The following is a 22,743-nucleotide window of genomic DNA, read 5'->3' on the forward strand; positions in this document are numbered from 1 at the left end:
CGGTCCGGCAGCCCACGCGACTCGCGACCTCAGGGAGAATTCGTGTCCAACGCAGACCGTGTGGGCGTGGCCGCTGTCGTCATCATGGCGGCCGGCGCGGGCACTCGGATGAAGTCCGCCACCGCGAAGGTGCTACACCCGCTGGCCGGACGATCGATGCTCAGCTACGCCGTGGAAGCCGCGAGCGCGCTCGAGCCGGAGAACCTGGTGGTGGTGATCGGACACCAACGCGACCAGGTCCAGGCCCATCTGGAGGAGATCGCGCCGCAGGTCGTCACCGCCGTCCAGGAGCAGCCTCGGGGAACCGGGGACGCCGTCCGCTCCGGGCTGTCGGTGCTCGGCGATCTGACCGGCGAAGTGGTGGTGACCAGCGGCGACGTCCCGTTGCTGACCGGCGAGACGCTGCACGAGTTGCTCGCCGCCCACCGTGACGGGGGCAACGCCGTGACCGTGCTGACCACCATCGTCCCCGATCCGACCGGCTACGGCCGGATCGTCCGTGAGGGCGGCGAGGTGGCCCGGATCGTCGAGCAACGCGACGCCAGCGACGACGAGCGGCAGATCACCGAGATCAACGCCGGCATCTACGTCTTCGACGCCGCGATGCTGCGCGCCGGCATCGCCGCCCTGGGCACCGACAACGCCCAGGGCGAGCTGTATCTGACCGACGTGATCGCCTTCGCCCGCAACCAGGGCGGCCGGGTGGGCGGGACGGTGCTGGCCGATTCGCTGCAGGCCGAGGGGGTCAACGACCGCATTCAGCTGGCCACGCTGAGCGCTGAACTGAACCGCCGCATCCTGCGCAGCTGGATGGCCGCCGGTGTCACCGTTCTCGACCCGGCCACCACCTGGGTGCACGACACGGTCGACCTGGCCGCCGACGTCACGCTGCTGCCCGGCACCTCGCTGGAGGGCGCGACATCGGTGGCGACCGGGGCGGTGATCGGCCCGGACACCACCCTGGTCGACGTCGAGGTCGGCGAGGGCGCCCACATCGTCCGCACCCACGGCACCCTGGCGGTGATCGGGGCTGGAGCCGAGGTCGGCCCGTTCTCCTACCTGCGGCCGGGAACCCAGCTCGGCGCGAAGGGCAAGATCGGCGCCTTCGTGGAGACCAAGAACGCACAGATCGGTGACGGCGCCAAGGTGCCGCACCTGAGCTACTGCGGCGACGCCACCGTCGGCGAGGGCGCCAACATCGGCGCCGGCACGATCTTCGCCAACTACGACGGCGTCCACAAATCGCACACCACGGTCGGCAAGGGCTCCTTCGTGGGCAGCGACTCGGTGCTGGTCGCCCCGGTCGAGATCGCCGACGGCGCCTACGTGGCCGCCGGTTCGACGATCACCTCGGCGGTCGGTCCCGGCGAGCTGGCGGTGGCGCGAGGGCAACAACGCAGCATCCGAGGCTGGGTGGTGCGCAAGCGTCCGGGAACCCGGACGGCCGCGGCCGCCGAGGCCGCGTTGCGCGCCGCGCAGGAGGACGCCCAGTGAGTGGGATCAAGCGGCCCACCGAGAAGCACCTGATGCTGTGCACCGGCCGGGCCTATCCGGAGCTGGCCGAAGAGGTCGCCGAGCTGCTCGGCGTCGAGTTGGTGCCCACCCGGCAGGTGACCTACGCCAACTCGGAGATCTACGTGCGCTTCGAAGAGTCGGTGCGCGGCGCGGACGCCTTCGTCATCCAGAGCCACCCGGCACCGGTCAACGAATGGCTGATGGAACAGCTGATCATGATCGACGCCCTTAAGCGGGCCTCGGCCAAGCGGATCACCGTGGTGTCGCCGTTCTACCCCTATGGACGGCAGGACAAGAAGCACGCCGGACGCGAGCCGATCTCGGCCCGGTTGATCGCCGATCTATACAAGACGGCCGGCGCCAACCGGCTGATGAGCGTCGATCTGCACGCCTCGCAGATTCAGGGCTTCTTCGACGGGCCGGTCGACCACCTGTTCAGCATTCCGGTGCTGGCCGACTACGTGGCCGCGAACTACCCGCTGGACAACATGACGGTGGTCTCCCCGGACGCCGGACGGGTCAAGCTGGCCGACAACTGGTCCGACCGGCTGGGTCTGCCGCTGGCCATCATCCACAAGCGGCGCGACCCGAACAAGGCCAATGAGGTGGCGGTCGGCGAGGTGGTCGGCGACGTCCGCGGCCGGGTCTGTCTGCTGGTGGACGACATGATCGACACCGCCGGCACCATCTGTCAGGCCGCGGCGGCGCTGCGCGATCACGGTGCCGCCCAGGTGATCGCGGCGGCCACCCACCCGATCCTGTCCGGGCCGGCCGCGCAGCGGCTCAACGCGTCCGCCTTCGAAGAGGTCATCGTCACCAACACGTTGCCGATCCGCGACGATCTGCACATTCCGAAGCTGACCGTGCTCTCCATCGCCCCGCTGCTGGCCAAGGCCATCCAGGAGGTCTTTGTGGACGGCTCGGTGACCTCGCTGTTCGACGGCGTCGAGTAGGACGCGGCAGGTTCCGGGTCAGTCGAGCTGCCGCACGGATTCCCGGACCCGCAGCGGCATCGGAACGAGTTGATGGCCGGGCTCGCCGCCGGATAGCAGCATCGTCATCGCCCGGCGTCCCATCTCTTCGTAGGGGATGGCGGCGGTGGTCAACCCCGGCCGTAGGTAGCCGGCCACGTCCTCGTCGTCGAAGGAGACCACCGACAGATCGTCGGGAATGCGAATGCCGGCCTCGGCCAGAGCCTGGTAGGCGCCGAAGGTCAGCCGGTCGTTGAGGCAGATCAGGCCGGTCGGCCGGACGTCGCTGGCCAGCAGTTCGCGCATCGCCTGGTAGCCGGTGGCCGGCTCCCAGCGCAGGCTCGGATAGACCCAGCTCGGGCCGACGTCGAACGCGTCGAACGCGGCGAAGACCCCGTCGTAGCGGGCGGTGATGGTGACCGACGTCTGCGGGTCGGCGGCGGCCTCCCGGTCGACCCCGATCACCGCGATATCGCGGTGCCCGGCCTCCAGCAGCGTCCGCGCCACCTGTCGTCCCGCGTCGAACTCGGCCGGAAGCACGCTCGGGTGGCCGTTCGGGCTGGTGGCGTTGATCAGGGCGACCGGCATGTCGGTGGGCAGCCGGGGGACGTCGAGCTCGCGGGCGCTCATCCGGCCGAACAGCAGCGCGTCGGGTTGCCGGTCGAGAATGGTGCGGATGGCGTCGTCGACCCGGCGCGGATTGCTTCCGGTCTCGGCGATCAGGACGGTGCGACCGTAGTCTTCGGCGACGTCCAGCAGGCCGCGAATCATCGCCGAGGCGTACCGGGTGACGGTGACGTCGTCGGACACGAAGGCCACCATGTGGGTTTTCCCGTTGCGCAGGCTGCGGGCCGCCGGATTCGGCCGGTATTCGAGCTGCTCTGCCGCGGCGCGGATCCGTCCGGCGGCCTGGGCCGAGAGCCGGCTCCCCGGACGGTTGTTCAGCACCAGGCTGGCGGCCGTCTGGGACACCCCAGCCAGGGCGGCCACGTCGGCCAACGTCACGCGCCTCGTCACAGCAGGTATGCCTCCTCGAATCCCGTCCCTCAGTCTTCCATGCCCGTTCCGGGATTGGGCGGTTCGCTGCCGGCCACAGCCGTCCGGACGCTTGTCCGGGCCGGTCGGGCGATGGTAGATTCGAATAGCTAAATGCGTTTAGCACCGTTCGAGCCGGGTTCGGTTCGATTTCCCCTTTTAGGAAGCGCTGATCGTCATGTTCGTTCTTCCCGAGGCCTGGGTCTGGGACTTCTGGATCGTGGACGACGGGGTCCGGTATCACCTGTTCTTCCTCTACGCCTCACGTGCGTTGAAGGATCCCGAGGCACGGCACTACCGCGCGTCGGTGGGCCATGCGCTCTCCGATGACCTGACCGATTGGACGCGGGTGACGGACGCCCTGGTCCGCTCGGACCCGCCGGCCGCGGACGACCTGGCCACCTGGACCGGCTCGGTGGCCAAGGGTCCGGACGGGCAGTGGTACATGTTCTACACCTCGGCGACCGCGGCCCCCGACGGGTCGAACGTGCAGACCATCTCGTACGCCACCTCGTCCGACCTGTACGACTGGACGAAGGCGCCCGGACCCGTGCTCAGGGCCGATCCGCGCTGGTATGAACGGCTCTCCGACGGCCTGTGGAGCGACGAGGCGTTTCGCGACCCGTACCTGCTCCGCGACCCGGACGGCGATGGCTGGCACCTGCTGATCACGGCGCGGGCCAACCATGGCCCGGCCGACGAGCGCGGCGTGGTGGGGCATGCCACCTCGCCGGACCTGCGCACCTGGACGCCGCAGCCGCCGCTGTCCGAGCCCGGCCAGGGTTTCGGCCAGCTCGAAGTGCCCGTCCCGGTGGTGATCGAGGGACGCAACTACCTGCTGTTCAACTGCCTCGACACGCATGTGTCGGACGCCCGGCGGGCGACCGGCACGCCGGGCGGAGTCTGGCTGGCGCCGTCCGCCGGACCGCTCGGTCCCTACGACATCGCCGGCGCCCAGTTGCTCGCCGACCGGCGCCACTACGTCGGACGCATCCTCGCCGACCGGTCCGGGCAGCAGATGTTCCTGGCCTTCCGCCACGACGGGCCGGACGGCGACTTCCTGAGCGGAATCATCGACCCGATCCCGGTCGGCGTCCGGGACGGCCGCGTGGTCCTGTTGGACGACGCGAACTGAGTCCGTCGTCCGTGACCGATTTCGTGCCGCTAGGTCCACCGCGGTAGGATCGCCAGGTTGCCTCGGCGAGGGGCCCAGGGCCCGTGATCGACAAGGTGTGCGCGATGTGCGCGCCCTCCCTCGTCCGAGTTTTTCGAGTTGCAGACGAGGTAAAGAGGAGTGGCCATCCATGGCTGAAGTCAAGATTCCCGCGATCGCCCGGACCGAATTCGGTAAGGGTGCCGCCCGCCGTGCGCGCCGCGCCGGCCAGGTCCCGGCCGTGCTCTACGGCCACGGCGCCGATCCGGTGCACGTGTCGCTGCCGGGCCACGAGACCCTGCTGGCCCTGCGCGTCGCGAACGCGCTGCTGGCGATCAGCATCGACGGTGCCGCCCCGCAGCTGGCACTGCCGAAGCAGGTGCAGCGCAACCCGGTCAAGGGCAGCATCGAGCATGTCGACCTGCTGATCGTGAAGCGGGGCGAGAAGGTGTCCGTCGAGGTGCCGCTGGTGGTGCTCGGCGCCGACGACCGTCCCGACCGCATCGTGGTGATGGATCAGCAGACGATCACCCTGGAAGCCGAGGCCACTCACATTCCGGCCGCCGTCGAGATCGACGTGACCAGCCTGGAGATCGGCGACTCGATCGCCGCCAAGGACCTGAACCTGCCCGAGGGCGCGGTGTTCCCCGGTGAGCCCGACGACCTGATCCTGAGCATCGCCGCCGCCAAGACCCAGGCGCAGATCGATGCCGAGCTGGACGCGTCCGTGGCCGAGGCCGGCGACGGCGAGTCCGCACCGGCGGAAGCTGCCGCCGACGGCGAGTAACACCCGCGCATGGCTGTATGGCTGCTGGTCGGGCTCGGAAATCCGGGCCCGACCTACGCGTCTCACCGGCACAACGTCGGCTTCATGGTCGCCGACGAACTCGCTCGGCGCGCCGCTGCCGGTTTCACCGCGCCGCGCGGCATGCGCGGCGAGATCTGCGAGACCCGGATGACCGCCGCCGGCATCGGCGGCATCGGCGCGGACGCCCAGCGCGTGGTGCTGCTGAAGCCGCGCACCTACATGAACGACTCCGGCGCCGCCGTCGCCAAGGCGTGCGCCTACTACGGGGTGAAGCCGGCCCAGGTGATCGCCGTCCACGACGAACTCGATCTCGATTTCGGACGCCTCCGGCTCAAGCTCGGCGGCGGCGACAACGGTCACAACGGGCTGAAGTCGATCCGCTCCTCGCTCGGCACCGGCGACTTCCTCCGGGTCCGGATCGGCATCGGACGTCCGCCCGGCCGTCAGGCTCCCGCCGACTTCGTGCTGTCGCCGTTCCCTGCCTCAGTGCGGGAAGAACTCGCTCTCGAGATCGACCGAGCCGCGGACGCGGTCGAGGCGCTCATCAACAGTGGCCTGGAAGCGGCACAGAACTCCTTCAACAGCTGACCCTCCAGGCAGGTGCTGATCGACGCGCACCGAACCACCGTTGGTTGAGCCTGTCGAAACCCCTAATCAGCGCAGTGATGGGCAGGGTCTCGACAAGCTCGACCGACGCGCTCAGGGCTGTGCCAGGATCCGGATCGGATTGCCGTTGTTGTCCAAGTGGGCCACCCCTGGTGTGTGGTCGTGGCGATGCCGACGGCGTCGAACGCGACGTCGATCATCCGTCCGCCCGTCGCGGCGGTGATCTTGGCCGTCAGCTCCGGATCGTCGGCTCGGAACGCATAGTCTGTGCCGACGCGCAGCGCCCGCTCCAGGGCTGCGTCCAGGACGTCCGCGGCGATCACGGGCCAGCTTCGATAGTTGCACCAGATGCGTGCCGACGCCGCCCACGTCCCAGACTCCCACTGGGTTGCCCAGGTGGACCTGAGCGGTGCGCATCACTGCGCCGAGCGAAGTGGAGACCGCATCAGCCGAGATTGCCGCCTGATCCAGCGGTACCACGTCGGGCACACCCGCGTGGTGCCGAGAGCGTTCGACAGCACATACTCCGCCCAGTCGCCGTCGTAGGCGAACGCCATCAGCTGCACGTTGAGGCAGTACGCCAGGTTGCCGCGCAGGCAGTTGCGGCAGCTCATGCAGGCACGACCGGACGCGGGCTGGTTGAGCGTGTCGAAACCCCCGCAAGCGCACCCACGTCAGGTCTCCACAAGCTCGACCAGCGAACCGCCGCACTTCTTCGAGGGCGGAGGCGCTGCCGCAGGGGTATTAAGGTTGCCCGGTGACTTTGTCGGGACTGGTTGAACTCGTCGCCTCCGACCCCACCATCGCTCCGGCCGTCGCGGACGCCCGGCTCGGACGTCCGCGGGCCCTCGATCTGACCGCGCCCGAGGCGCTGCGGCCGGTGCTGGTGGCCGCGCTGGCGACCGGGTCGGGACGCTCCACGCTGTTGATCACCTCTACCTACCGCGAGGCGGAGGCCGCGACTGCGTCGCTGCAGTCGCTGCTCGGCGAGGACGAGGTCGCCTACTACCCGGCCTGGGAGACGTTGCCGCACGAGCGGCTGAGTCCGCGCTCCGACACCGTCGGACGCCGGCTCGAGGTGCTGCGCCGGCTGGCCGGCAACGACGAGCGTCCGGCTCCCCGGGTGATCGTCGCCCCGGTCCGTTCGGTGCTGCAGCCGCAGGTGCGCGGGCTGGGGGAGTTGCTTCCAGTCGCGCTGCGGGCCGGTGATTCGCATGACCTCGGCGAGGTGGCGCGAGCCCTGGTCAATGCTGCCTACGTCCGGGTCGACCTGGTCGAGCGGCGCGGCGAGTTCGCCGTCCGCGGCGGCATCCTGGACGTCTTCCCGCCCACCGAGGAGCACCCGATCCGGGTCGACTTCTTCGGCGACGAGGTGGACGAGATCCGCACCTTCGCGGTCGCCGATCAGCGCTCCTTCGGCGAGCCGCTGGCCGAGGTGGTCGCCTCCCCCTGCCGCGAACTGCTGATCACCGACACCGTGAAGGCCCGCGCCGCCGAACTGGCCGAACAGACCAGCAGCATCGAGGGCAACCTGTCCGAGCTGCTGGAGCGGATCGCCCAGGGGCACGCCGTCGACGGCATGGAAGCGCTCTCGCCGGCCCTGGTCGACGGCCTGGAACTGCTCATCGACGTGCTGCCCGCCGACACCGTGGTGCTGGTGGCCGATCCCGACCGGGTCCGGGCCCGCTCCCGGGAACTGGTCACCACCAGCCAGGAGTTCCTGCAGGCGACCTGGGCGGCCGCGGCGTCCGGGGGAAAGGCGCCGATCGACCTAGCCGCCGGCGCCTACCGGGAGCTGGCCGACGTCCGGACCCGGGCGCTGGACCGCGGCCAGCTGTGGTGGTCGCTGTCGCCCTGGGCGGCCGCTCCCGACCCGGTGGCCGCACCGCCGGCCGACGACTGGGACGAGCCGATCGACCTGGGTATCGGCGAGGCCGACCTGGCCGGGGTCGAGTCCCGCACCGTCGAGGCCCGCGAGGGTGAGGTGTTCCGCGGCGACGCCGAGGCCGGACTGGCCGCCGTCCGGGCTCGGGTGAGCGCCGGCGACCGGGTGCTGCTGGTCGCCGACAGCCCCGGCCTGGCGACTCGGATGGGCGAGGTGCTCACCGAGGGCGGGGTCGCCGCCAAGGGCGCCATCGACCTGACGACCCCGCCGGAACCCGGCCTGGCCACCGTCGTGGTCGCCGAACTGCGGCACGGCTTCACCCTGCCCGGCGTCGGTCTGGCCGTGTTCACCGCCGCCGACCTGGCCGGTCAGCGCGACGTCGACAAATCGGCCCGCCGGATGCCGGCGCGGCGCAAGAACACCATCGACCCGCTGGAACTGACCGCCGGGGACCCGGTGGTACACGAGACCCACGGCGTCGGACGCTACGTCGAGATGGTGCAGCGCACCGTGCAGGGTGCCACCCGCGAGTACCTGGTGCTGGAGTATGCGCCGTCCAAGCGCGGGCAGCCCGGTGACCGGCTGTTCGTGCCGATGGACCAGCTGCACCTGGTCACCCGCTACGTGGGCGGCGAGAACCCCAGCCTGGACAAGATGGGGGGAGCCGACTGGTCGCGCCGCAAGTCCCGGGCCCGCAAGGCGGTCCGTGAGATCGCCGCCGAACTGATCAAGCTGTACGCGGCGCGACAGGCGTCCAAGGGACACGCGTTCGGACCCGACACGGTCTGGCAGCGCGAACTCGAGGACGCGTTCAGCTACGTCGAGACCCCCGACCAGCTGGCGGCGATCACCGAGGTCAAGGCCGATATGGAGCAGGTCATCCCGATGGACCGGCTGATCTGCGGCGACGTCGGCTACGGCAAGACCGAGATCGCCGTCCGGGCCGCGTTCAAGGCGGTGATGGACGGCAAGCAGGTCGCCGTGCTGGTGCCCACCACGCTGCTCGTGCAACAGCATCACGCTACCTTCGCCGACCGCTACGCCGGTTTCCCGGTGACCGTGGCGGCGCTCAGCCGGTTCTCCACCGACGCCGAGCGCACGAAGGTGATCGCCGGGCTCGCCGACGGCACCGTCGACGTCGTGGTCGGGACACACGGACTGTTCGCCAGCAGCGTCCAGTTCAAAGATCTCGGCCTGGTCATCGTCGACGAGGAGCAGCGCTTCGGCGTCGAGCACAAGGAGGCGCTGAAGAAGCTGCGGCTGAACGTCGACGTGCTGTCGATGAGCGCCACCCCGATCCCGCGGACGCTGGAGATGGCGATCACCGGCATCCGCGAGATGAGCGTGATCGCGACCCCGCCCGAGGAACGGCATCCGGTGCTCACCTTCGCCGGACCGTGGGACGCCGCCCAGGTGCGGGCCGCGATCCGCCGCGAACTGGCCCGCGAAGGCCAGGTGTTCTACATCCACAACCGGGTCAACTCGATCGAGAAGACCGCCAAGCGGATCGCCGAGGCGGTGCCCGAGGCGCGTGTCGCGGTGGCCCACGGGCAGATGAACGAGCACGCCCTGGAACAGGTGATGGTCGACTTCTGGGAGCGCCGCGCCGACGTCCTGGTCTGCACCACGATCGTCGAGGCCGGGCTGGACATCTCCACCGCCAACACCCTGCTGATCGAACGCGCCGACCTGCTCGGCCTCTCTCAGTTGCACCAGTTGCGCGGACGGGTCGGACGCAGTCGCGAGCGCGGCTACGCCTACTTCCTGTACCCGCCGGACAAGCCGCTCACCGAGACCGCGCACGACCGGCTGGCCACCATGGCCGCCCACACCGATCTGGGTGCAGGCATGGCGATCGCGATGAAGGACCTGGAGATCCGCGGTGCCGGCAACCTGCTCGGCGGCGAGCAGTCCGGGCACATCGCCGAGGTCGGTTTCGATCTGTACATCAGGCTGGTCGGCGAGGCGGTCGCCGACTTCCGCGGCGAACAGGCCGAGCCCGAGCCGGAGATGAAGATCGAGCTGCCGGTCGAGGCGCACCTGCCGGTCGACTACGTCGAATCCGAGCGGCTGCGGCTGGAGATGTACAAGCGGCTGGCGCTGGTCAAGGACGAGGCCGGCATCGCCGAGGTGCGCGACGAACTGGTCGACCGCTACGGCCCAGTGCCGGAATCGGCGGAGGCGCTGCTGGCCGTCGCCAGATTCCGGCTGCTGGCCAAGTCCAAGGGCATCACCGAGATCATCATGGCCGGCACCTTCGTCCGGTTCTCTCCGGCCGACCTTCCGGAATCGAAGCAGTTGCGGCTGAACCGGCTCTATCCCGGTTCGCAGATCCGCAAGGCCGCCAGGCACGTGCTGATCCCGCGTCCGATGACCCGCCCGATTGCCGGCCAGCCGATCGTCGACCTGCCTCTGCTGAAATGGGCAACGGCTGTGCTGGAGGACATCTTCTGACCCTCACCGTTGGTCGAGCCTGTCGACCTCGGGGACGGGCGATTCCGCCGGCCCGTTCAGACACCGGGCGAGCGTGTCGAGCTCGGGCTCGTCCGTGGTTGCCGATCTCGCCATCGGTGACTGGCTTCAGCTTCGGTGACGACTTTCGGGTAATGACACGAAAGCAGTCACGGAACCTGACAGCGGTCACCGATGGCGAGATCGGTGTGATCGGACGGACGGTGGCCGGGGTACTAGGATCGCTGGGGAAATCTGGAGGGTAAATGAAGAGCGTGCGTTGGGTGCTGGCTGCGATCGTGGCTGGTCTGCTGGTGCTGTCGGGCTGTTCGAATCCGGGGGCCAACGTGGCCGCCACGGTGAACGGGGTGGCGATCCCGGTGGATCGGGTCGAAGGACCGGCGCAGGTGATCGGCGCCGGCGGGCAAGTGGCCGAGGTGAACGCGAGGGTGCTGTCTTACGCGATTCTTGGCGAGATCGCCCGCGGGCTGGCCTCCGAGCAGGGCATTCAACTCACTGGTGAGCCGCGGACGGCGCTGCTCGCGCAGGACCAGGACTTGGCCTCGTTGGGCGACAATCCGCAGGCCTCCAGCCTGGTGGACGACTTCGTCGACCTGAACCTGGTGGTCGGCCGGGTCGGCCAGGCTGCCGTCCTGGCAAGGGTGGCTGCGACATCGGTGCAGGTGAACCCGCGGTACGGCTCGTGGTCGGCCGAGTCGGCAGGCGTCGTCCAGTCCGGCGGGCAGCTGTCTCTGCCCTGGACGAAGCCGAGCGCTCCCGCCTGAGCCGATGCCGCACCCACACCTGGATCGCCTCATCGAGGTGATGCACACCCTGCGCCGGCAATGCCCGTGGGACGCCGAGCAGACCCACGAGTCCCTCGTCCCTTACCTCGTCGAAGAGACCCTCGAGGTGGTCGAGGCAGTCGAGGCCGGCACCGACGGCGCCCTGGTCGAGGAACTCGGCGATCTGCTGCTGCAGGTCGCCTTCCATGCCGAGATCGCAGCACAGCAGGGACGTTTTGACATCGAGGACGTCGCCCGCGGAATCGCCGACAAGCTGGTGGCCCGGCATCCGCACGTGTTCGGGTCCGAGCCGGTGCCGGACGACATGCTGGCCACCTGGGAGCAGCGCAAGCGCGCCGAGAAGAGACGGACGTCGGCGCTGGACGGCATCCCGGATCGGATGTCCGCGCTGACCCGCGCCGCGAAGGTGATTGCCCGCAGCGAGCGGCACGGCGTCGCCGTCCAGCTGGAGACCGATGGCGACGATCTCGGCGACCGGATCCTCGCCCTGGCCGCGGAGGCTCATGCCCGCGGAGTGGACGCCGAACAGGCCGTCAGGGCGGCCGTCCGCCGTCTCGAACAACGCATCGTGGCCGCCGAGCTGGCGGACTGACCGATCGATCTCGCGATCGGCGACATTGCCGCGTGAGATCGGCGTTCGTTCCTCGTTTCCCCAGGTCCGCTCGGCAGCGTTGACCGCTAGGGTGAGAAACGACGTTTCCACCACCCGAAAGGCACTGCATCGTGGCAAGCATCGAATTCGTCGACGCCCGCGAAATCCTCGATTCTCGCGGCAACCCCACCATCGAGGTCGAGGTCGAGCTCGACGACGGCTCGCAAGGACGCGCGGCCGTACCGTCCGGCGCCTCCACCGGCGCCTTCGAGGCCGCCGAACTGCGCGACGGCGACAAGAGCCGTTATGGCGGCAAGGGTGTGCTGAAGGCCGTCGAGAACGTTCAGCAGCAGCTCTCCGCCGAGATCGCCAACGTCTTCGACGCGACCCACCAGCGCGCCATCGACCAGGCCATGATCGAGCTTGACGGCACGCCCAACAAGAGCAAGCTGGGCGCCAACGCCATTCTGGGCGTCTCGCTGGCCGTGGCGCATGCCGCCGCCGAGTCGGCCGGACTGCCGCTCTACAAGTACCTGGGTGGCCCGACCGCCAACCTGCTGCCGGTGCCGATGATGAACATCCTCAACGGTGGGTCGCACGCCGACTCCAACGTCGACATCCAGGAGTTCATGATCGCCCCGATCGGCGCGGAGACCTTCGCCGAGGCGCTCGAGATGGGCGCCGGCGTCTACCACGCCCTGAAGGCCGTGCTGAAGGGCCGCGGACTGGCCACCGGCCTCGGCGACGAGGGCGGCTTCGCCCCGAACCTGGAGAGCAACCGGGCGGCGCTCGACCTGATCGTCGAGGCCATCGGCAACGCCGGCTTCACCCCCGGCAAGGACGTGGCGCTCGCGCTGGACGTGGCGGCGTCCGAGTTCTTCAACGAGGACGGCACGTACGCCTTCGAGGGCCAGTCGAAGACCGCGGAGGAAATGGTCGCCTACTACGCCGACCTGGTCGCCAACTACCCGCTGGTCTCCATCGAGGATCCGCTGAACGAAGAGGACTGGGACGGCTGGAAGAAGATGACCGACGAGCTCGGCGACAAGGTGCAGCTGGTCGGCGACGACCTGTTCGTCACCAATGTCGAGCGGCTCCAGCGGGGCATCGACTCCGGCACCGCCAACGCGCTGCTGGTGAAGGTGAACCAGATCGGTTCGCTGACCGAGACCATCGACGCCGTCACCATGGCCCATCACGCCAAGTACTCCACGATGATGAGCCACCGTTCCGGCGAGACCGAGGACACCACGATCGCCGATCTCGCCGTCGCCCTGGGCTGTGGCCAGATCAAGTCGGGTGCCCCGGCGCGCACCGAGCGGGTCGCCAAGTACAACCAGCTGCTCCGCATCGAGCAGGACCTGGAAGACGCGGCACGCTACGCCGGTGCCGCCGCCTTCCCGAGGTTCAGCGCCAACTGACCGTACGATTGACCTGATGAAAGATCAGGTCTGATGGCTCGCGAGAGGCGGCCAGCACGTACATCGCCAGCCGGCCCGGGTCGTTCCACACGCACACGGGCCGGCTCGCGCGCGTCCGGAGCGCGTTCGGACGCCGCCCCGTCGTCCGCGGCGTCCGCGACCGACGCCGGTCAGCAGAAGGCGGCGCGCCGGCTGCCGAACCGGATCGGTCTGACTCGACGTGCGCTGGCCGTACTCAGCGTCCTGGTGGTGCTGGCGTTGTCGTACGCCAACTCGCTGCGCATCTACATCGATCAGCAGGGCGACCTGGCCGAGGCCAATAAGCAGATCCAGGAGCGCACCCAGCGGATCGGGCAACTGGAAGACGAGTTGCAGCGCTGGAATGATCCGGCGTTCGTCAAGGCGCAGGCGCGTGAGCGGCTCGGCTGGCTGCTGCCCGGCGAGACCGGCTACCGGGTGATCGGCCCGGACGGCAAACCGCTCGGCACCGGCGTCGTCCTCGACTCCAGCAACGAACTGCCGCCCGGCGAGCATCCGGCGATGTGGTTCGACCGGCTCTGGGGTTCGGTCGAGACCGCCGACAACCCCACCCGTCGCGTCGGCCGCTGACCCGACAGCGCCCTGCCTCATCCCGGCCCACGCCCGTCAATACCCCGTCATCACAACCCCGTCATCCCGGCGGACGCCGGGATGACGATACCCAGGACGACCGTCCCCTCGTGGTACGCCGGGGACGGTTCTTTTCGTACCGCTCGTCGCGCATGGCGGTATGCCGGCCGCGGGCGGCGCTTCGACAGCCCCACCGGCCAGCAGGCAGAATGACAGCCATGCCCGCGTCCCTGATCGATCCTGCCGACCTGGCGACGATCGAGGAGCAGCTGGGACGCCTGCCCCGAGGCCTGATCAGGGTTGCCTGGCGATGCGCGGACGGCCACCCCGGCGTGGTGGTCACCACACCGCGGCTGCCCGACGGGACCCCGTTCCCGACCACCTATTACCTCACCTGTCCGAAGGCGGTCGCCGGCTGCTCGACGCTGGAGGCACAAGGTGTGATGGCCGAGATGACCCGACGGTTGAGCTGGGACGCCGAGCTGGCCGCACGTTACGCCGCCGCCCACGAGGCCTACCTGGCCGATCGGCGGACGCTGGGCGAGGTGGCCGAGATCGACGGGGTCAGCGCCGGTGGCATGCCGACCCGGGTGAAGTGCCTGCACGTTCTGGTCGCTCACGCACTCGCCGCCGGGCCAGGGGTGAACCCGCTCGGCGACGAGGCGGTGGAGTTGTTGCGAGAATTTCCGTTCGGCGAATGTCTGGGGGCGCGATGAAGGTAGCGGCGATCGATTGTGGGACGAACTCGGTGCGCCTGCTGGTGGCCGAGGCGGGCCCGGACGGCGGGCTGGTCGACCTGGAACGGCGGCTGATCCTGACCCGGCTCGGGCAGGGGGTGGACGCCACCGGCCGGTTCCACCCGGACGCCTTGGCGCGCACCCTGGACGCCTTCGCCGAATACGCCGGGGTGATCCGCGCGTTGGGTGCTGAGCGGGTGCGGCTGGTGGCCACCTCCGCGGCGCGGGACGCGTCCAACCGCGACGAGTTCTTCGCCGGGGCCCGCGAGCTGCTGGGCATCGACGCCGAGATCATCAGCGGCGACGAGGAGGCGGCGTTGTCGTTCCGCGGCGCGCTCACGGCGCTGCCCGACGTGGCGACGCCGGCGCTCGTGATGGACATCGGCGGTGGCTCCACCGAACTGGTCCTGGGCAGCGGCGGTGCCACCCCGCGCATTGATCACGGAGTCTCCCTCGACATCGGCAGCGTCCGGGTGCGGGAGCGGTTCCTGGCCGGCGACCCGCCCAGCGCCGACCAGATCGCCGAGGCGTCCGCCTACATCGATTCGCTGCTCGACGGCTCTGGTGTGCCGTTCGCCGATGTCGTCACCTGGATCGGGGTCGGCGGCACCGCCACCTCGCTCTCCGCTGTGAACCAGCGGCTGCCCGAATACGACCGGACGAAGGTGCATGCCTCGACCATCACCCGCGACGATCTCGCCGCGCTGACCCAGCGACTGCTGGCCGCGAGCGTCGCGGAGGTGCGCGAGCTGCCGTCCATGCATCCCAAGCGGGCTGACGTGATCTGCGCCGGGGCACTGATCGCCGATCGGGTCGGACGCCGCGTCAGCGTCGACCTCACCGTCAGCGAGTCCGACATCCTGGACGGCATCGCCCTCGGCCTGCTGCAGGCCTGACCGGCGATTGCCCGCTCGTTCTGGTCGGGCTGGGGCATCGTGGCGTTAGGATCAGGGCCGTGCCCCCGTAGCCCAATCGGCAGAGGCAGGCGGCTTAAACCCGCCCCAGTGCGGGTTCGAACCCCGCCGGGGGCACCCAATGCACCGCACCTGGCAGCATCACGCACCACACGGGAAGCCTGCGTTCGCGCGAGTAGCGGGGCGTAGCCGGTCATCGGGCACCGTCATTGGCTGTCCCCGCGAGCAGCACTGGTGGGCCATTCCATCAATCAAGACGATGCGACCCATAGACGGGCGGCGAGGTCATCGTCGATGGGGCGCTTTCCCGTGAGTCGGAGGTCGATGAGCATGAGCATTTCAGTGCCTACGTCGCTCGGCGGTGGACGAGCCAGACGGCGGTGCCGATGAGGAGGAGCACCGCAAACGGAGCCTCGCAAGGCCTCCTAGCGAGGGCGCGACCGAGCCAACGACAGGAAGCCGCGGACTCCGACCAGCCGGACCAGTGCTGGTGGCGAGAACAGCTCGGCTAGCGGAGCGGCCCCGGAGATCACGGCGAGGAACCGGGTTCCCGCGATCGGATCCATCGCGATTGCTGAGAACAGTCGCTCCTCCGCCGGAGTGGTGCCGCGCAATGCCGCTAGTCCGGCGGTGAAGTCGTAAATCGCCTTAGTCTCACGATCCCGCGCCCGGCCGTACTCGCGACCCGCCCGGCGCTCGTCGCCACCTCCCAGGATCGTCGCCATCGCGGCGGCCACGAGTTCCGCATCGCGAAGCGCGTGCGACATCCCGAGCCCGGTGATCGGGTCCATGACCAGCCCCGCATCGCCGGCGAGCAGCCAGCCGGGGCCTGCGGCCTGTCGGAACGTCGCGCCAGTGTCGTTGGTGCTCCGCACTGAGCCGACCCGCTTTGCCTGGTGCGTGCGCTCGCCGAGCTCCTCGACCCGATCGAGAGTCTCAAGCAGGGCGGCCTCTGGGTTTCGCCGTACAGTCTTCCATTCGGCTAGCGGCCGTGCGCAGTAGGTGAGGGTAAGCCCGTCATTGGTCGGCCAGGCCGAGGCAGCCCATCCAGCGCCGGTGTGCACCTCACCATCCTGTGTCGGGAACCCATCCCAATAGGCGTACGACGCCACCGTCGCGGCAGGCCGGGCGCCATACTCGCGGGCGCCGACCAGCCGTGCGACGGTCGATCGCTTCCCGTCGGCCCCGACGACGAGCCGTGCGTGCTCCTCGCTGACCCTTCCGCCGGACCGCCCGACCGCGCGAACACCGACCACACGCTGGCCGTCGCGCAGCAGCTCCTCGACCGCGATGCCTTCGCGGAACTCGGCGCCGGCCTCGCGGGCCGCTTCGACCAGGCAGGCGTCGAGCACGGTTCGCCGCGGGCTGATCATGTAGTCGGCCTCGCCGAACCGGGGAATGGCGGCGTCGATCACCGACCGCCCGGCCTGGAACCGGACCCGCCTGGTGGGCGGCGTTCCGGCGGACAGCACCCGGTTGAGGACGCCGAGTTCGGCCAGCCGACTCACGCCGGCCACCTGCAGCTGGTGGGTTGAGAGCGTGTCGCTGGGGAAGTGGCTTCGATCCAGGATCAGGACCCGCACGCCCTCCCGTGCGAGCCGGAGGGCCAGCGCCGAACCGGCGACTCGACCGCCAACCACGATCACGTCGTACATGGGAGTACCTTTCGACACAACGTTACGATACATTGTATCGTAACGTTGTTTTGATACGCTGTCCAGCATGGGACGACCCCGAGAGCACGACGAGAACACACGGGCGGCGCTCCTCGCGGCAGCCGCCCACCTGGTCGATGAGGAGGGTATCGGCGCGCTGAGCGCCCGGCGGCTGGCTGCAGAGGTCGGCACCACAACCCGTGCGATCTACAGCGTCTTCGACGGGATGGATGGAGTGCTCAGCGAGCTGTTCCGGGCCGGTGCGGAGGACATGGTCGCCAGACATGAGGCCATTCGGGTCCAGCCCGATGGTGCGGACGAGATCCTGCCGCTGGCACTTGCCTATCGCGCGGCGGCGCTGGCCCGCCCGGAGAGCTACGGGCTGATCTATGAGCGCAGCGTGCCGACGTACCGACCGCCTGAAGAGCTGCTTGCGCTGATGTGGCGTTGCATGGCACGGGTCATGGACGCCGTACGCCGAGCGCTTGCGCTGCGCGACCTCGACGTACGCGCCGCGGAGCGGATCACCAAGGGGCTGTGGGCCACCGTGCACGGCCACGCCGCGCTAGAGTTGCGCGGGCTGCTCGGTTCGCCACGGGCCGCCGAGCGAATCTGGCGCGAGAGCATCTTGGCCCGGGTCGCGCAGACCTTTCCCTGATCGGCCACCGACCAGCCGAGATCGACTCCGGCGTGCCCCAAGCTAAGGGCTCGAAGACATCCTCTCGCGCTACGCTGCCATCGCCTCAGCCAGAGCCTTCAGGCTGCATGCGGCCTGGCTGGGCACTACGCCATTGCCGAGTGCGGTGAGTTGCTGCGCGTGTGTGAGCCCAAGCGCCTGTGCGCGAGGCGTCCGAACCTGTGCGCTTGCTTCGAATCAGGGATGAACGGGGGGCGGGAAGCTTCGCGGCGATGGATGCGTTGCCTAGTATGGACCCACATCCACGAGGAGAAAGAAACTCACATGCGTAGCTCCAACCCCGTTCTCTCGAGGCCGGATGCTTTCACCCCGCAGCAGCAGACGAATCCGTACCAGCAGTACGGTCAGCCGCCGCAGGGTCAGTTCGGCTACCAGCAGCCGGGCCAGCCCTACCCCGGCCAGTACTACCCGCAGGATCCCGTTCCGGGTGCCCAGGGGGTCATGACGATCGACGACGTGATCACCAAGTCGGCGATCACCATGGGCACGGTCATCGCGACCGCGGCGCTCACCTTCATGTTCATGCCGGCGAGGTTCCTGTTCCCGGCGCTGATCGTCAGTGCGATCGTCGGCTTCATCACCGTGCTGGTGGTCTCGGCTCGCCGGGTGATCAACCCCGGTGCCGTGCTCGCCTATGCCGCCATCGAGGGTGTCTTCATCGGTGCGGTCAGCAAGGTCTACGAGTACGCGTGGAACGGCATCGTCCCGGCCGCCGTGATGGCGACCCTGGTGACCGCCGCGGCCACGCTCGGGGCCTACAAATTCTTCCGGATCAAGGTCACCAGCAAATTCCGCAAGATGGTGATGATCGGCACCATGGCCTATGCGGGCGTGCTGTTCCTCAACTTCATCCTGTCGATGTTCGGCATGGGCTTCCTGTTCTCCGGCGGCAACCTGATCTTCCTGCTGCTGATCTCCGCGATCGGCGTCGGCCTGGCGGTGTTCAACCTGATCCTCGACTTCGACTACATCGAGCAGGGCATCGCGATGCGCGCCCCGGCGTCCGAATCGTGGCGCGGCGCCTTCGGCCTCACCGTCACGATGGTCTGGCTCTACATCGAGATGCTGCGACTGCTGTCGTACTTCCGTTCCAACTGATCCTCGGACGCCACAACGCCGCCGGTACGTCCGGCGGCGTTGTGGCGTCTCTGTGCCCGTCCGGCCTCGCGGGCGTCCGGCTCAGCCGGCGCTGCGCCGGCGGTAGCCGAATCGCGCCGAGAGCGTCGACAGGTGCCGTTCCAGCAGGGCGCGTGAGCCGGCCGCCCAATGCAGCCGATGCCACTGCGGGAGCGGTACCCAGCGGGCGGACGCCGTGGTGCCCCCGACGTCCTGGACGACCGGATCGGTCGGGTCGGGGCAGGTCGCCGCATAGATGATCCGGACGGCGTGGAAGTCTTCCACGACGCCGCGCGGGGAGCGGCCGATCCAGTGGTCGGTCTGGATGTCGATCAGCTGGGAGATCTCGACGTGCTGCGCGGTCTCCTCGATGGCCTCACGAATCACCGTTTGGCTAGGGTTTTCGCCGGGGTCGATGCCGCCGCCCGGCAGCCCCCAGGAGTGCGGGACGGCGGTCCGGTCGGAGAATTCGGTGGCCAGTAGGCCGCGGTTGCTCAGCACGATGGCGTAGGCCGCCAAGCGCTGGCGCACCACCGGCTCACCGATGTCCTGCTCGCTCAGATCGGGGTCCAGCGCCCGCCGACGCTGCAGGCCCCGCTCGGCGACCCGGCGTCCATGCGCCGACACCTGAACCGTGAAGGTGAGGTCGTCGCCATGACCGGTCGCCGACAGCGGCCGCACGATCCGGTAGCCGAGCTCCCAGGCCAGCCGGTGTGGATCGGTGCCGTGCGCGAGCGGACGAGCGAAGACGCTCGACCCTCCCGCGACCACGACACCGACGATCTGCATCTGCCCATGATGACCGAGGGCGAGGGGCTGTCCAAGCCGACTCCCCGGCATCGGGGGCGCCATTGGCAAGCGTCGGGGGCGCCGCCGGTACACTCCGAACCACCACCGGGCGAAGGAGTGGCACCGTGCAATACAGGGATTCCGCGAACCTCGACAGCTCACAGGTGACCAGCAGTTCGGGCGGTGCGGGCGGTCGAATCGCCGTCGGCGGGGTCGGCGGACTGGTCATCGTCGTGCTGGCCGTGTTCCTCGGTTTCGACCCGACCGCACTGCTCGCCGGCACCCAGGCAGGCCCGCAGCAGACCACCGATTCCTACGCCGCGTGCCGGACGGGAGCCGACATCAAACAGAATCGCGACTGTCGTTTCGTGGCGTACACAAACTCGATCCAGAGCTACTGGGGGACGGCGATGACCGGCTATCAGCCGACCACGACCCGCATCTTCACCGGCCGGGTCAGCACGGGCTGCGGCACCGCGACGTCGGCGGTCGGGCCATTCTACTGCCCGGTCGACCGCATCGTCTACCTGGACACCGGCTTCTTCGACCAGTTGACCCGGCAGCTCGGCGCCAAGGGCGGGGATGCCGCCGAGGCCTATGTGATCGCCCACGAGTACGGTCACCACATCTCGAACCTGACCGGTGTCCTGGACCGGGTGCAGCAGGCCGGCAACCAGACCGGGCCGAATTCGCCGCAGGTGAAGCTGGAGCTGCAGGCCGACTGCTACGCCGGGGTGTGGCTGGCCAATGCTTCGAAGGACGTCCGCTCGCCGATCGCCGCGGTCACCGCGGACGACGTCGCCCGCGCCGCGGACGCTGCCCGCTCCGTCGGCGACGACCGGATCCAGGAACAGGCCACCGGACGCATCGACCGCGAGTCGTGGACGCACGGATCGGCGTCCCAGCGGCAGAAGTGGCTGACCACCGGATTCACCTCCGGAGACCCCGCGAAGTGCGACACCTTCGCCGCGTGACCACCCACCGGCGTCGTTCGCCTCGGGGCCGGCCCAGTGCCGTCCGGGGTGTGTGCGGGCGCCGTCCGAGCGGTCAGGAGGTGAGCGGGCGGCCGTCCAGATCGGTGACCAGGGAGGTGGTGCCGATGGTGAAGTACATCCGGGGGACGCCGGTGCGATTCCGGTCGTCGATGCTGACCTGCCAGCGGGTCGCGGCCGAGAACGTGCCCTTCGTGCGGGCGTCCGCCAGCACCCTCCAGATGGCGGCGCCGCGCACGCGGGTCGGGTTGAAGGCAGGCAGGTCGGGTCGTTGCGACCGCTCGTTGATGGTCACCGGGACGTTCGAGGTGCGCAGCCTCCGGATGGTGGTCGTGGTGCTGCCCGGCAGATCGAGCCAGGCGCCCAGATTCGATTGGATGCCGACCGCCACCGCCGTGGTGTGGGTGCCGATCACGTCGTCGAGGCCCTGACTGATCCCGCCCTCAGTGCCGAAATCCAGGGTGGGCAGCAGGGCGCCGTTGGGGTAGAAGAACACCGTCCGCGATTCGGGCACGGTCGAGACGCTCATGAAGGTCTCGCCGGCTGAGGAGTCGACGATCTGCAGTTCCTGGTCGCTCTCCGAGCCCGAGATGGCGGCCGCCGCGCGGAACAGTCCGCCGACGTCGTTGATGTTGAAGTCGTCGATCAAGAACTTCGTCTGGCCCACATTGGAGACATCGGTGTCGACCTGTCTGATGGCGCCGTCGCGCCACGCCCAGGTCTGCGCCTGGTCGTCCTTGACCACCGTGATGGCGGCCCAATCCTTGGTGATCTCCACCTGGAGGAGCTGGGGCGTCCCTGCCTTCGCGATGAGTCGGCGAATCATCGCCCGTGCCTGTCCCGGGGCGGTCAGATCGACGCTGACCTGGCTCGGGCTGAGACTCGGGGTGGGTGTCGACACCGGAGTGCAGCCACCGAGCAAAACGAGTGCGACAACCGCCGCCAGGGGAGCGCCGATCCAGGCTGTTCTGCGCGAGGACGTGCCCGACGAGGTGAGCTGCAGGCCCCGGATCCTGTGGGCGGATCGGGCCAGACGGCGCAGGTGGGGGCCGCGGATCGCCCGCCGGGTGCGCCGCAGCCGGGACATGAATGATCGGCGGTTCCCTTGGGCAGGGGTTCGCACCAGGCGAGACTACCGGCACTAGGCGGAACCTCGAAGAGCATTCGAGGGCAGACTGGCTGTATGGACCTGACCCGCGACTCGCTGGCGGTCGCCCCCGATCTGCTCGGCATGCGGCTGCGGGTGGGTCCGGTGACGCTCCGGATCACCGAGGTGGAGGCCTACCAGGGGACAGCCGATCCGGCTGCCCACGCCTACCGCGGCTGGCGTCCGCACACCCGACATCTGTTCGAGGCCCCGGGGACGCTGTACTGCTATCGCTCCTACGGCATCCACATCTGCGGCAACGTGGTCTGCGGACCGCACGGGAGCGGCACGGCAGTGCTGCTGCGGGCCGGTGAGGTGGTAGAGGGACTGGATGTCGCACGGGCCCGCCGGGGGAATGCCCCGGACGTCCGACTGGCGCGTGGCCCAGGCTGTCTGGGACAGGCGCTCGCGCTCACCCTGGCCGACTCCGGACGCCGGCTCGGCGAGCCAGACCTGGAGCTGTTGCCGCGGCTGGGACCGGTCGGGGAGATCGCGACGGGTCCGCGGGTAGGAGTCTCGGTGGCGGCGCGGCGTCCCTGGCGGTTCTGGCTGGCCAGCGATCCGACGGTGTCCAGCTATCGCGCCAGCCCGCGACTGATGCGTCCGGAGGTCGTCGCCGGCGAGAACGGGCCCGAAACGTAAGGCGGGGCGGACCAAGTATGAGTTGGTCCGCCCCTGGTGCGTTCGGGGAGACGACTCCCGAACTCCGGTCGGTTCGCCGATCCGTCCGCCCGTCTTGCGGAACGCTCCCGGATTGCTCCGGAGGCAGTGGACCTCGATCTCCGACCGTGTGCCGAATTGCTGGTGACTCTCCGTGAGGTCTTGCGACCTCGGGTTCGTCGAA

The 22,743-nt window shown here is 69.2% G+C and carries 20 protein-coding genes, 1 tRNA gene and 1 pseudogene; 17 read left to right on the top strand and 5 right to left on the bottom strand.

Annotated elements, in window-relative coordinates; translation table 11 throughout:
* Window positions 1-84 precede the first annotated feature (84 nt).
* Window positions 85-1,494: a bifunctional UDP-N-acetylglucosamine diphosphorylase/glucosamine-1-phosphate N-acetyltransferase GlmU gene (gene glmU, locus QM619_RS08550; RefSeq protein WP_415106964.1), complete on the top strand. Its 1,410-nt coding sequence runs from the start codon at window positions 85-87 to the stop codon at window positions 1,492-1,494.
* A gap of 32 nt (window positions 1,495-1,526) precedes the next feature.
* A complete protein-coding gene (locus tag QM619_RS08555) occupies window positions 1,527-2,468 on the top strand; it encodes a ribose-phosphate diphosphokinase (protein ID WP_415106966.1) in 942 nt (313 codons plus the stop codon).
* 18 nt (window positions 2,469-2,486) lie between these two features.
* Here the strand turns inward: QM619_RS08555 and QM619_RS08560 are convergent, their stop codons facing one another.
* The gene (locus QM619_RS08560) at window positions 2,487-3,503 is read right to left on the bottom strand and encodes a LacI family DNA-binding transcriptional regulator (protein WP_415106819.1); all 1,017 of its coding nucleotides are present in this window, start codon (window positions 3,501-3,503) and stop codon (window positions 2,487-2,489) included.
* Window positions 3,504-3,699: 196 nt separating this feature from the next.
* Here QM619_RS08560 and QM619_RS08565 point away from each other — a divergent pair, with 196 nt between their 5' ends.
* From QM619_RS08565 to pth, 3 genes are all read left to right on the top strand, one after another.
* Entirely contained in the window at window positions 3,700-4,656 is a 957-nt protein-coding gene (locus tag QM619_RS08565) for a family 43 glycosylhydrolase (RefSeq protein WP_415106822.1), read from the top strand.
* Between the two features lie 169 nt (window positions 4,657-4,825).
* Window positions 4,826-5,461 (top strand): 50S ribosomal protein L25/general stress protein Ctc, encoded by a 636-nt coding sequence (locus QM619_RS08570; protein WP_415106825.1) that lies wholly within the window; start codon window positions 4,826-4,828, stop codon window positions 5,459-5,461.
* Window positions 5,462-5,470: 9 nt separating this feature from the next.
* Window positions 5,471-6,070: an aminoacyl-tRNA hydrolase gene (gene pth / locus QM619_RS08575; protein ID WP_415106828.1), complete on the top strand. Its 600-nt coding sequence runs from the start codon at window positions 5,471-5,473 to the stop codon at window positions 6,068-6,070.
* A 176-nt stretch (window positions 6,071-6,246) separates the two neighbouring features.
* On the opposite strand, the pseudogene QM619_RS08580 reads toward pth, so the two are convergent.
* Window positions 6,247-6,723, bottom strand: a pseudogene (locus QM619_RS08580) (zinc-binding dehydrogenase); the annotation flags it as partial.
* 122 nt (window positions 6,724-6,845) lie between these two features.
* Here QM619_RS08580 and mfd point away from each other — a divergent pair.
* From mfd to QM619_RS08620, 8 genes are all read left to right on the top strand, one after another.
* The gene (mfd, locus tag QM619_RS08585) at window positions 6,846-10,427 is read left to right on the top strand and encodes a transcription-repair coupling factor (RefSeq protein ID WP_415106831.1); all 3,582 of its coding nucleotides are present in this window, start codon (window positions 6,846-6,848) and stop codon (window positions 10,425-10,427) included.
* Between the two features lie 263 nt (window positions 10,428-10,690).
* Entirely contained in the window at window positions 10,691-11,209 is a 519-nt protein-coding gene (locus tag QM619_RS08590) for a hypothetical protein (RefSeq protein ID WP_415106834.1), read from the top strand.
* 4 nt (window positions 11,210-11,213) lie between these two features.
* Window positions 11,214-11,822, top strand: a complete 609-nt coding sequence (locus QM619_RS08595; RefSeq protein ID WP_415106836.1) for a MazG family protein — start codon at window positions 11,214-11,216, stop codon at window positions 11,820-11,822.
* 131 nt (window positions 11,823-11,953) lie between these two features.
* Window positions 11,954-13,243: a phosphopyruvate hydratase gene (gene eno, locus QM619_RS08600; RefSeq protein WP_415106839.1), complete on the top strand. Its 1,290-nt coding sequence runs from the start codon at window positions 11,954-11,956 to the stop codon at window positions 13,241-13,243.
* A gap of 33 nt (window positions 13,244-13,276) precedes the next feature.
* On the top strand, window positions 13,277-13,852 hold the full coding sequence (locus QM619_RS08605) for an FtsB family cell division protein (protein WP_415106842.1): 576 nt from the start codon (window positions 13,277-13,279) through the stop codon (window positions 13,850-13,852).
* Between the two features lie 218 nt (window positions 13,853-14,070).
* The gene (locus QM619_RS08610) at window positions 14,071-14,568 is read left to right on the top strand and encodes a DUF501 domain-containing protein (RefSeq protein ID WP_415106845.1); all 498 of its coding nucleotides are present in this window, start codon (window positions 14,071-14,073) and stop codon (window positions 14,566-14,568) included.
* Window positions 14,565-15,485 carry an exopolyphosphatase gene (locus QM619_RS08615; protein ID WP_415106848.1) on the top strand — a complete coding sequence of 307 codons (921 nt, stop codon included), beginning with the start codon at window positions 14,565-14,567 and terminating at the stop codon, window positions 15,483-15,485. Before QM619_RS08610 ends, QM619_RS08615 begins: the two co-directional genes overlap by 4 nt.
* Before the next feature lie 61 nt (window positions 15,486-15,546).
* Window positions 15,547-15,620: transfer RNA gene (locus QM619_RS08620), tRNA-Leu, on the top strand.
* Window positions 15,621-15,928: 308 nt separating this feature from the next.
* On the opposite strand, the gene QM619_RS08625 is transcribed toward QM619_RS08620, so the two are convergent.
* Window positions 15,929-17,158, bottom strand: a complete 1,230-nt coding sequence (locus tag QM619_RS08625) for an FAD-dependent oxidoreductase (RefSeq protein ID WP_415106850.1) — start codon at window positions 17,156-17,158, stop codon at window positions 15,929-15,931.
* A gap of 67 nt (window positions 17,159-17,225) precedes the next feature.
* Here QM619_RS08625 and QM619_RS08630 point away from each other — a divergent pair, with 67 nt between their 5' ends.
* Together QM619_RS08630 and QM619_RS08635 are read left to right on the top strand one after the other, a co-directional pair.
* The gene (locus tag QM619_RS08630; protein WP_415106853.1) at window positions 17,226-17,816 is read left to right on the top strand and encodes a TetR/AcrR family transcriptional regulator; all 591 of its coding nucleotides are present in this window, start codon (window positions 17,226-17,228) and stop codon (window positions 17,814-17,816) included.
* Window positions 17,817-18,119: 303 nt separating this feature from the next.
* Window positions 18,120-18,953 (top strand): Bax inhibitor-1/YccA family membrane protein, encoded by an 834-nt coding sequence (locus tag QM619_RS08635; RefSeq protein ID WP_415106856.1) that lies wholly within the window; start codon window positions 18,120-18,122, stop codon window positions 18,951-18,953.
* A gap of 81 nt (window positions 18,954-19,034) precedes the next feature.
* Here the strand turns inward: QM619_RS08635 and QM619_RS08640 are convergent, their stop codons facing one another.
* Window positions 19,035-19,760, bottom strand: a complete 726-nt coding sequence (locus QM619_RS08640) for an NUDIX hydrolase (protein WP_415106859.1) — start codon at window positions 19,758-19,760, stop codon at window positions 19,035-19,037.
* A gap of 125 nt (window positions 19,761-19,885) precedes the next feature.
* Here QM619_RS08640 and QM619_RS08645 point away from each other — a divergent pair, with 125 nt between their 5' ends.
* Entirely contained in the window at window positions 19,886-20,734 is an 849-nt protein-coding gene (locus QM619_RS08645) for a neutral zinc metallopeptidase (RefSeq protein ID WP_415106862.1), read from the top strand.
* A gap of 73 nt (window positions 20,735-20,807) precedes the next feature.
* Here QM619_RS08645 and QM619_RS08650 read toward each other — a convergent pair whose 3' ends face one another.
* Window positions 20,808-21,875, bottom strand: coding sequence for a hypothetical protein (locus tag QM619_RS08650; RefSeq protein ID WP_415106865.1), 1,068 nt, complete (start codon window positions 21,873-21,875; stop codon window positions 20,808-20,810).
* 60 nt (window positions 21,876-21,935) lie between these two features.
* Here QM619_RS08650 and QM619_RS08655 point away from each other — a divergent pair, with 60 nt between their 5' ends.
* Window positions 21,936-22,541, top strand: a complete 606-nt coding sequence (locus QM619_RS08655) for a DNA-3-methyladenine glycosylase (RefSeq protein WP_415106867.1) — start codon at window positions 21,936-21,938, stop codon at window positions 22,539-22,541.
* Window positions 22,542-22,743 lie beyond the last annotated feature (202 nt).

The organism is Micropruina sp. (assembly GCF_047606665.1).
GTDB lineage: Bacteria > Actinomycetota > Actinomycetes > Propionibacteriales > Propionibacteriaceae > Micropruina.

What these genes read in the sequence shown, in the direction of transcription:
- QM619_RS08625 (WP_415106850.1), bottom strand. Translation starts at nt 17,158, where the DNA reads ATGTACGACGTGATCGTGGTTGGCGGTCGAGTCGCCGGTTCGGCGCTG.
- QM619_RS08640 (WP_415106859.1), bottom strand. Translation starts at nt 19,760, where the DNA reads ATGCAGATCGTCGGTGTCGTGGTCGCGGGAGGGTCGAGCGTCTTCGCT.
- QM619_RS08655 (WP_415106867.1), top strand. Translation starts at nt 21,936, where the DNA reads ATGGACCTGACCCGCGACTCGCTGGCGGTCGCCCCCGATCTGCTCGGC.
- QM619_RS08630 (WP_415106853.1), top strand. Translation starts at nt 17,226, where the DNA reads ATGGGACGACCCCGAGAGCACGACGAGAACACACGGGCGGCGCTCCTC.
- QM619_RS08555 (WP_415106966.1), top strand. Translation starts at nt 1,527, where the DNA reads ATGCTGTGCACCGGCCGGGCCTATCCGGAGCTGGCCGAAGAGGTCGCC.
- QM619_RS08635 (WP_415106856.1), top strand. Translation starts at nt 18,120, where the DNA reads ATGCGTAGCTCCAACCCCGTTCTCTCGAGGCCGGATGCTTTCACCCCG.
- QM619_RS08615 (WP_415106848.1), top strand. Translation starts at nt 14,565, where the DNA reads ATGAAGGTAGCGGCGATCGATTGTGGGACGAACTCGGTGCGCCTGCTG.
- QM619_RS08595 (WP_415106836.1), top strand. Translation starts at nt 11,214, where the DNA reads ATGCCGCACCCACACCTGGATCGCCTCATCGAGGTGATGCACACCCTG.
- QM619_RS08570 (WP_415106825.1), top strand. Translation starts at nt 4,826, where the DNA reads ATGGCTGAAGTCAAGATTCCCGCGATCGCCCGGACCGAATTCGGTAAG.
- glmU (WP_415106964.1), top strand. Translation starts at nt 85, where the DNA reads ATGGCGGCCGGCGCGGGCACTCGGATGAAGTCCGCCACCGCGAAGGTG.
- QM619_RS08565 (WP_415106822.1), top strand. Translation starts at nt 3,700, where the DNA reads ATGTTCGTTCTTCCCGAGGCCTGGGTCTGGGACTTCTGGATCGTGGAC.
- QM619_RS08610 (WP_415106845.1), top strand. Translation starts at nt 14,071, where the DNA reads ATGCCCGCGTCCCTGATCGATCCTGCCGACCTGGCGACGATCGAGGAG.
- QM619_RS08605 (WP_415106842.1), top strand. Translation starts at nt 13,277, where the DNA reads ATGGCTCGCGAGAGGCGGCCAGCACGTACATCGCCAGCCGGCCCGGGT.
- QM619_RS08590 (WP_415106834.1), top strand. Translation starts at nt 10,691, where the DNA reads ATGAAGAGCGTGCGTTGGGTGCTGGCTGCGATCGTGGCTGGTCTGCTG.
- pth (WP_415106828.1), top strand. Translation starts at nt 5,471, where the DNA reads ATGGCTGTATGGCTGCTGGTCGGGCTCGGAAATCCGGGCCCGACCTAC.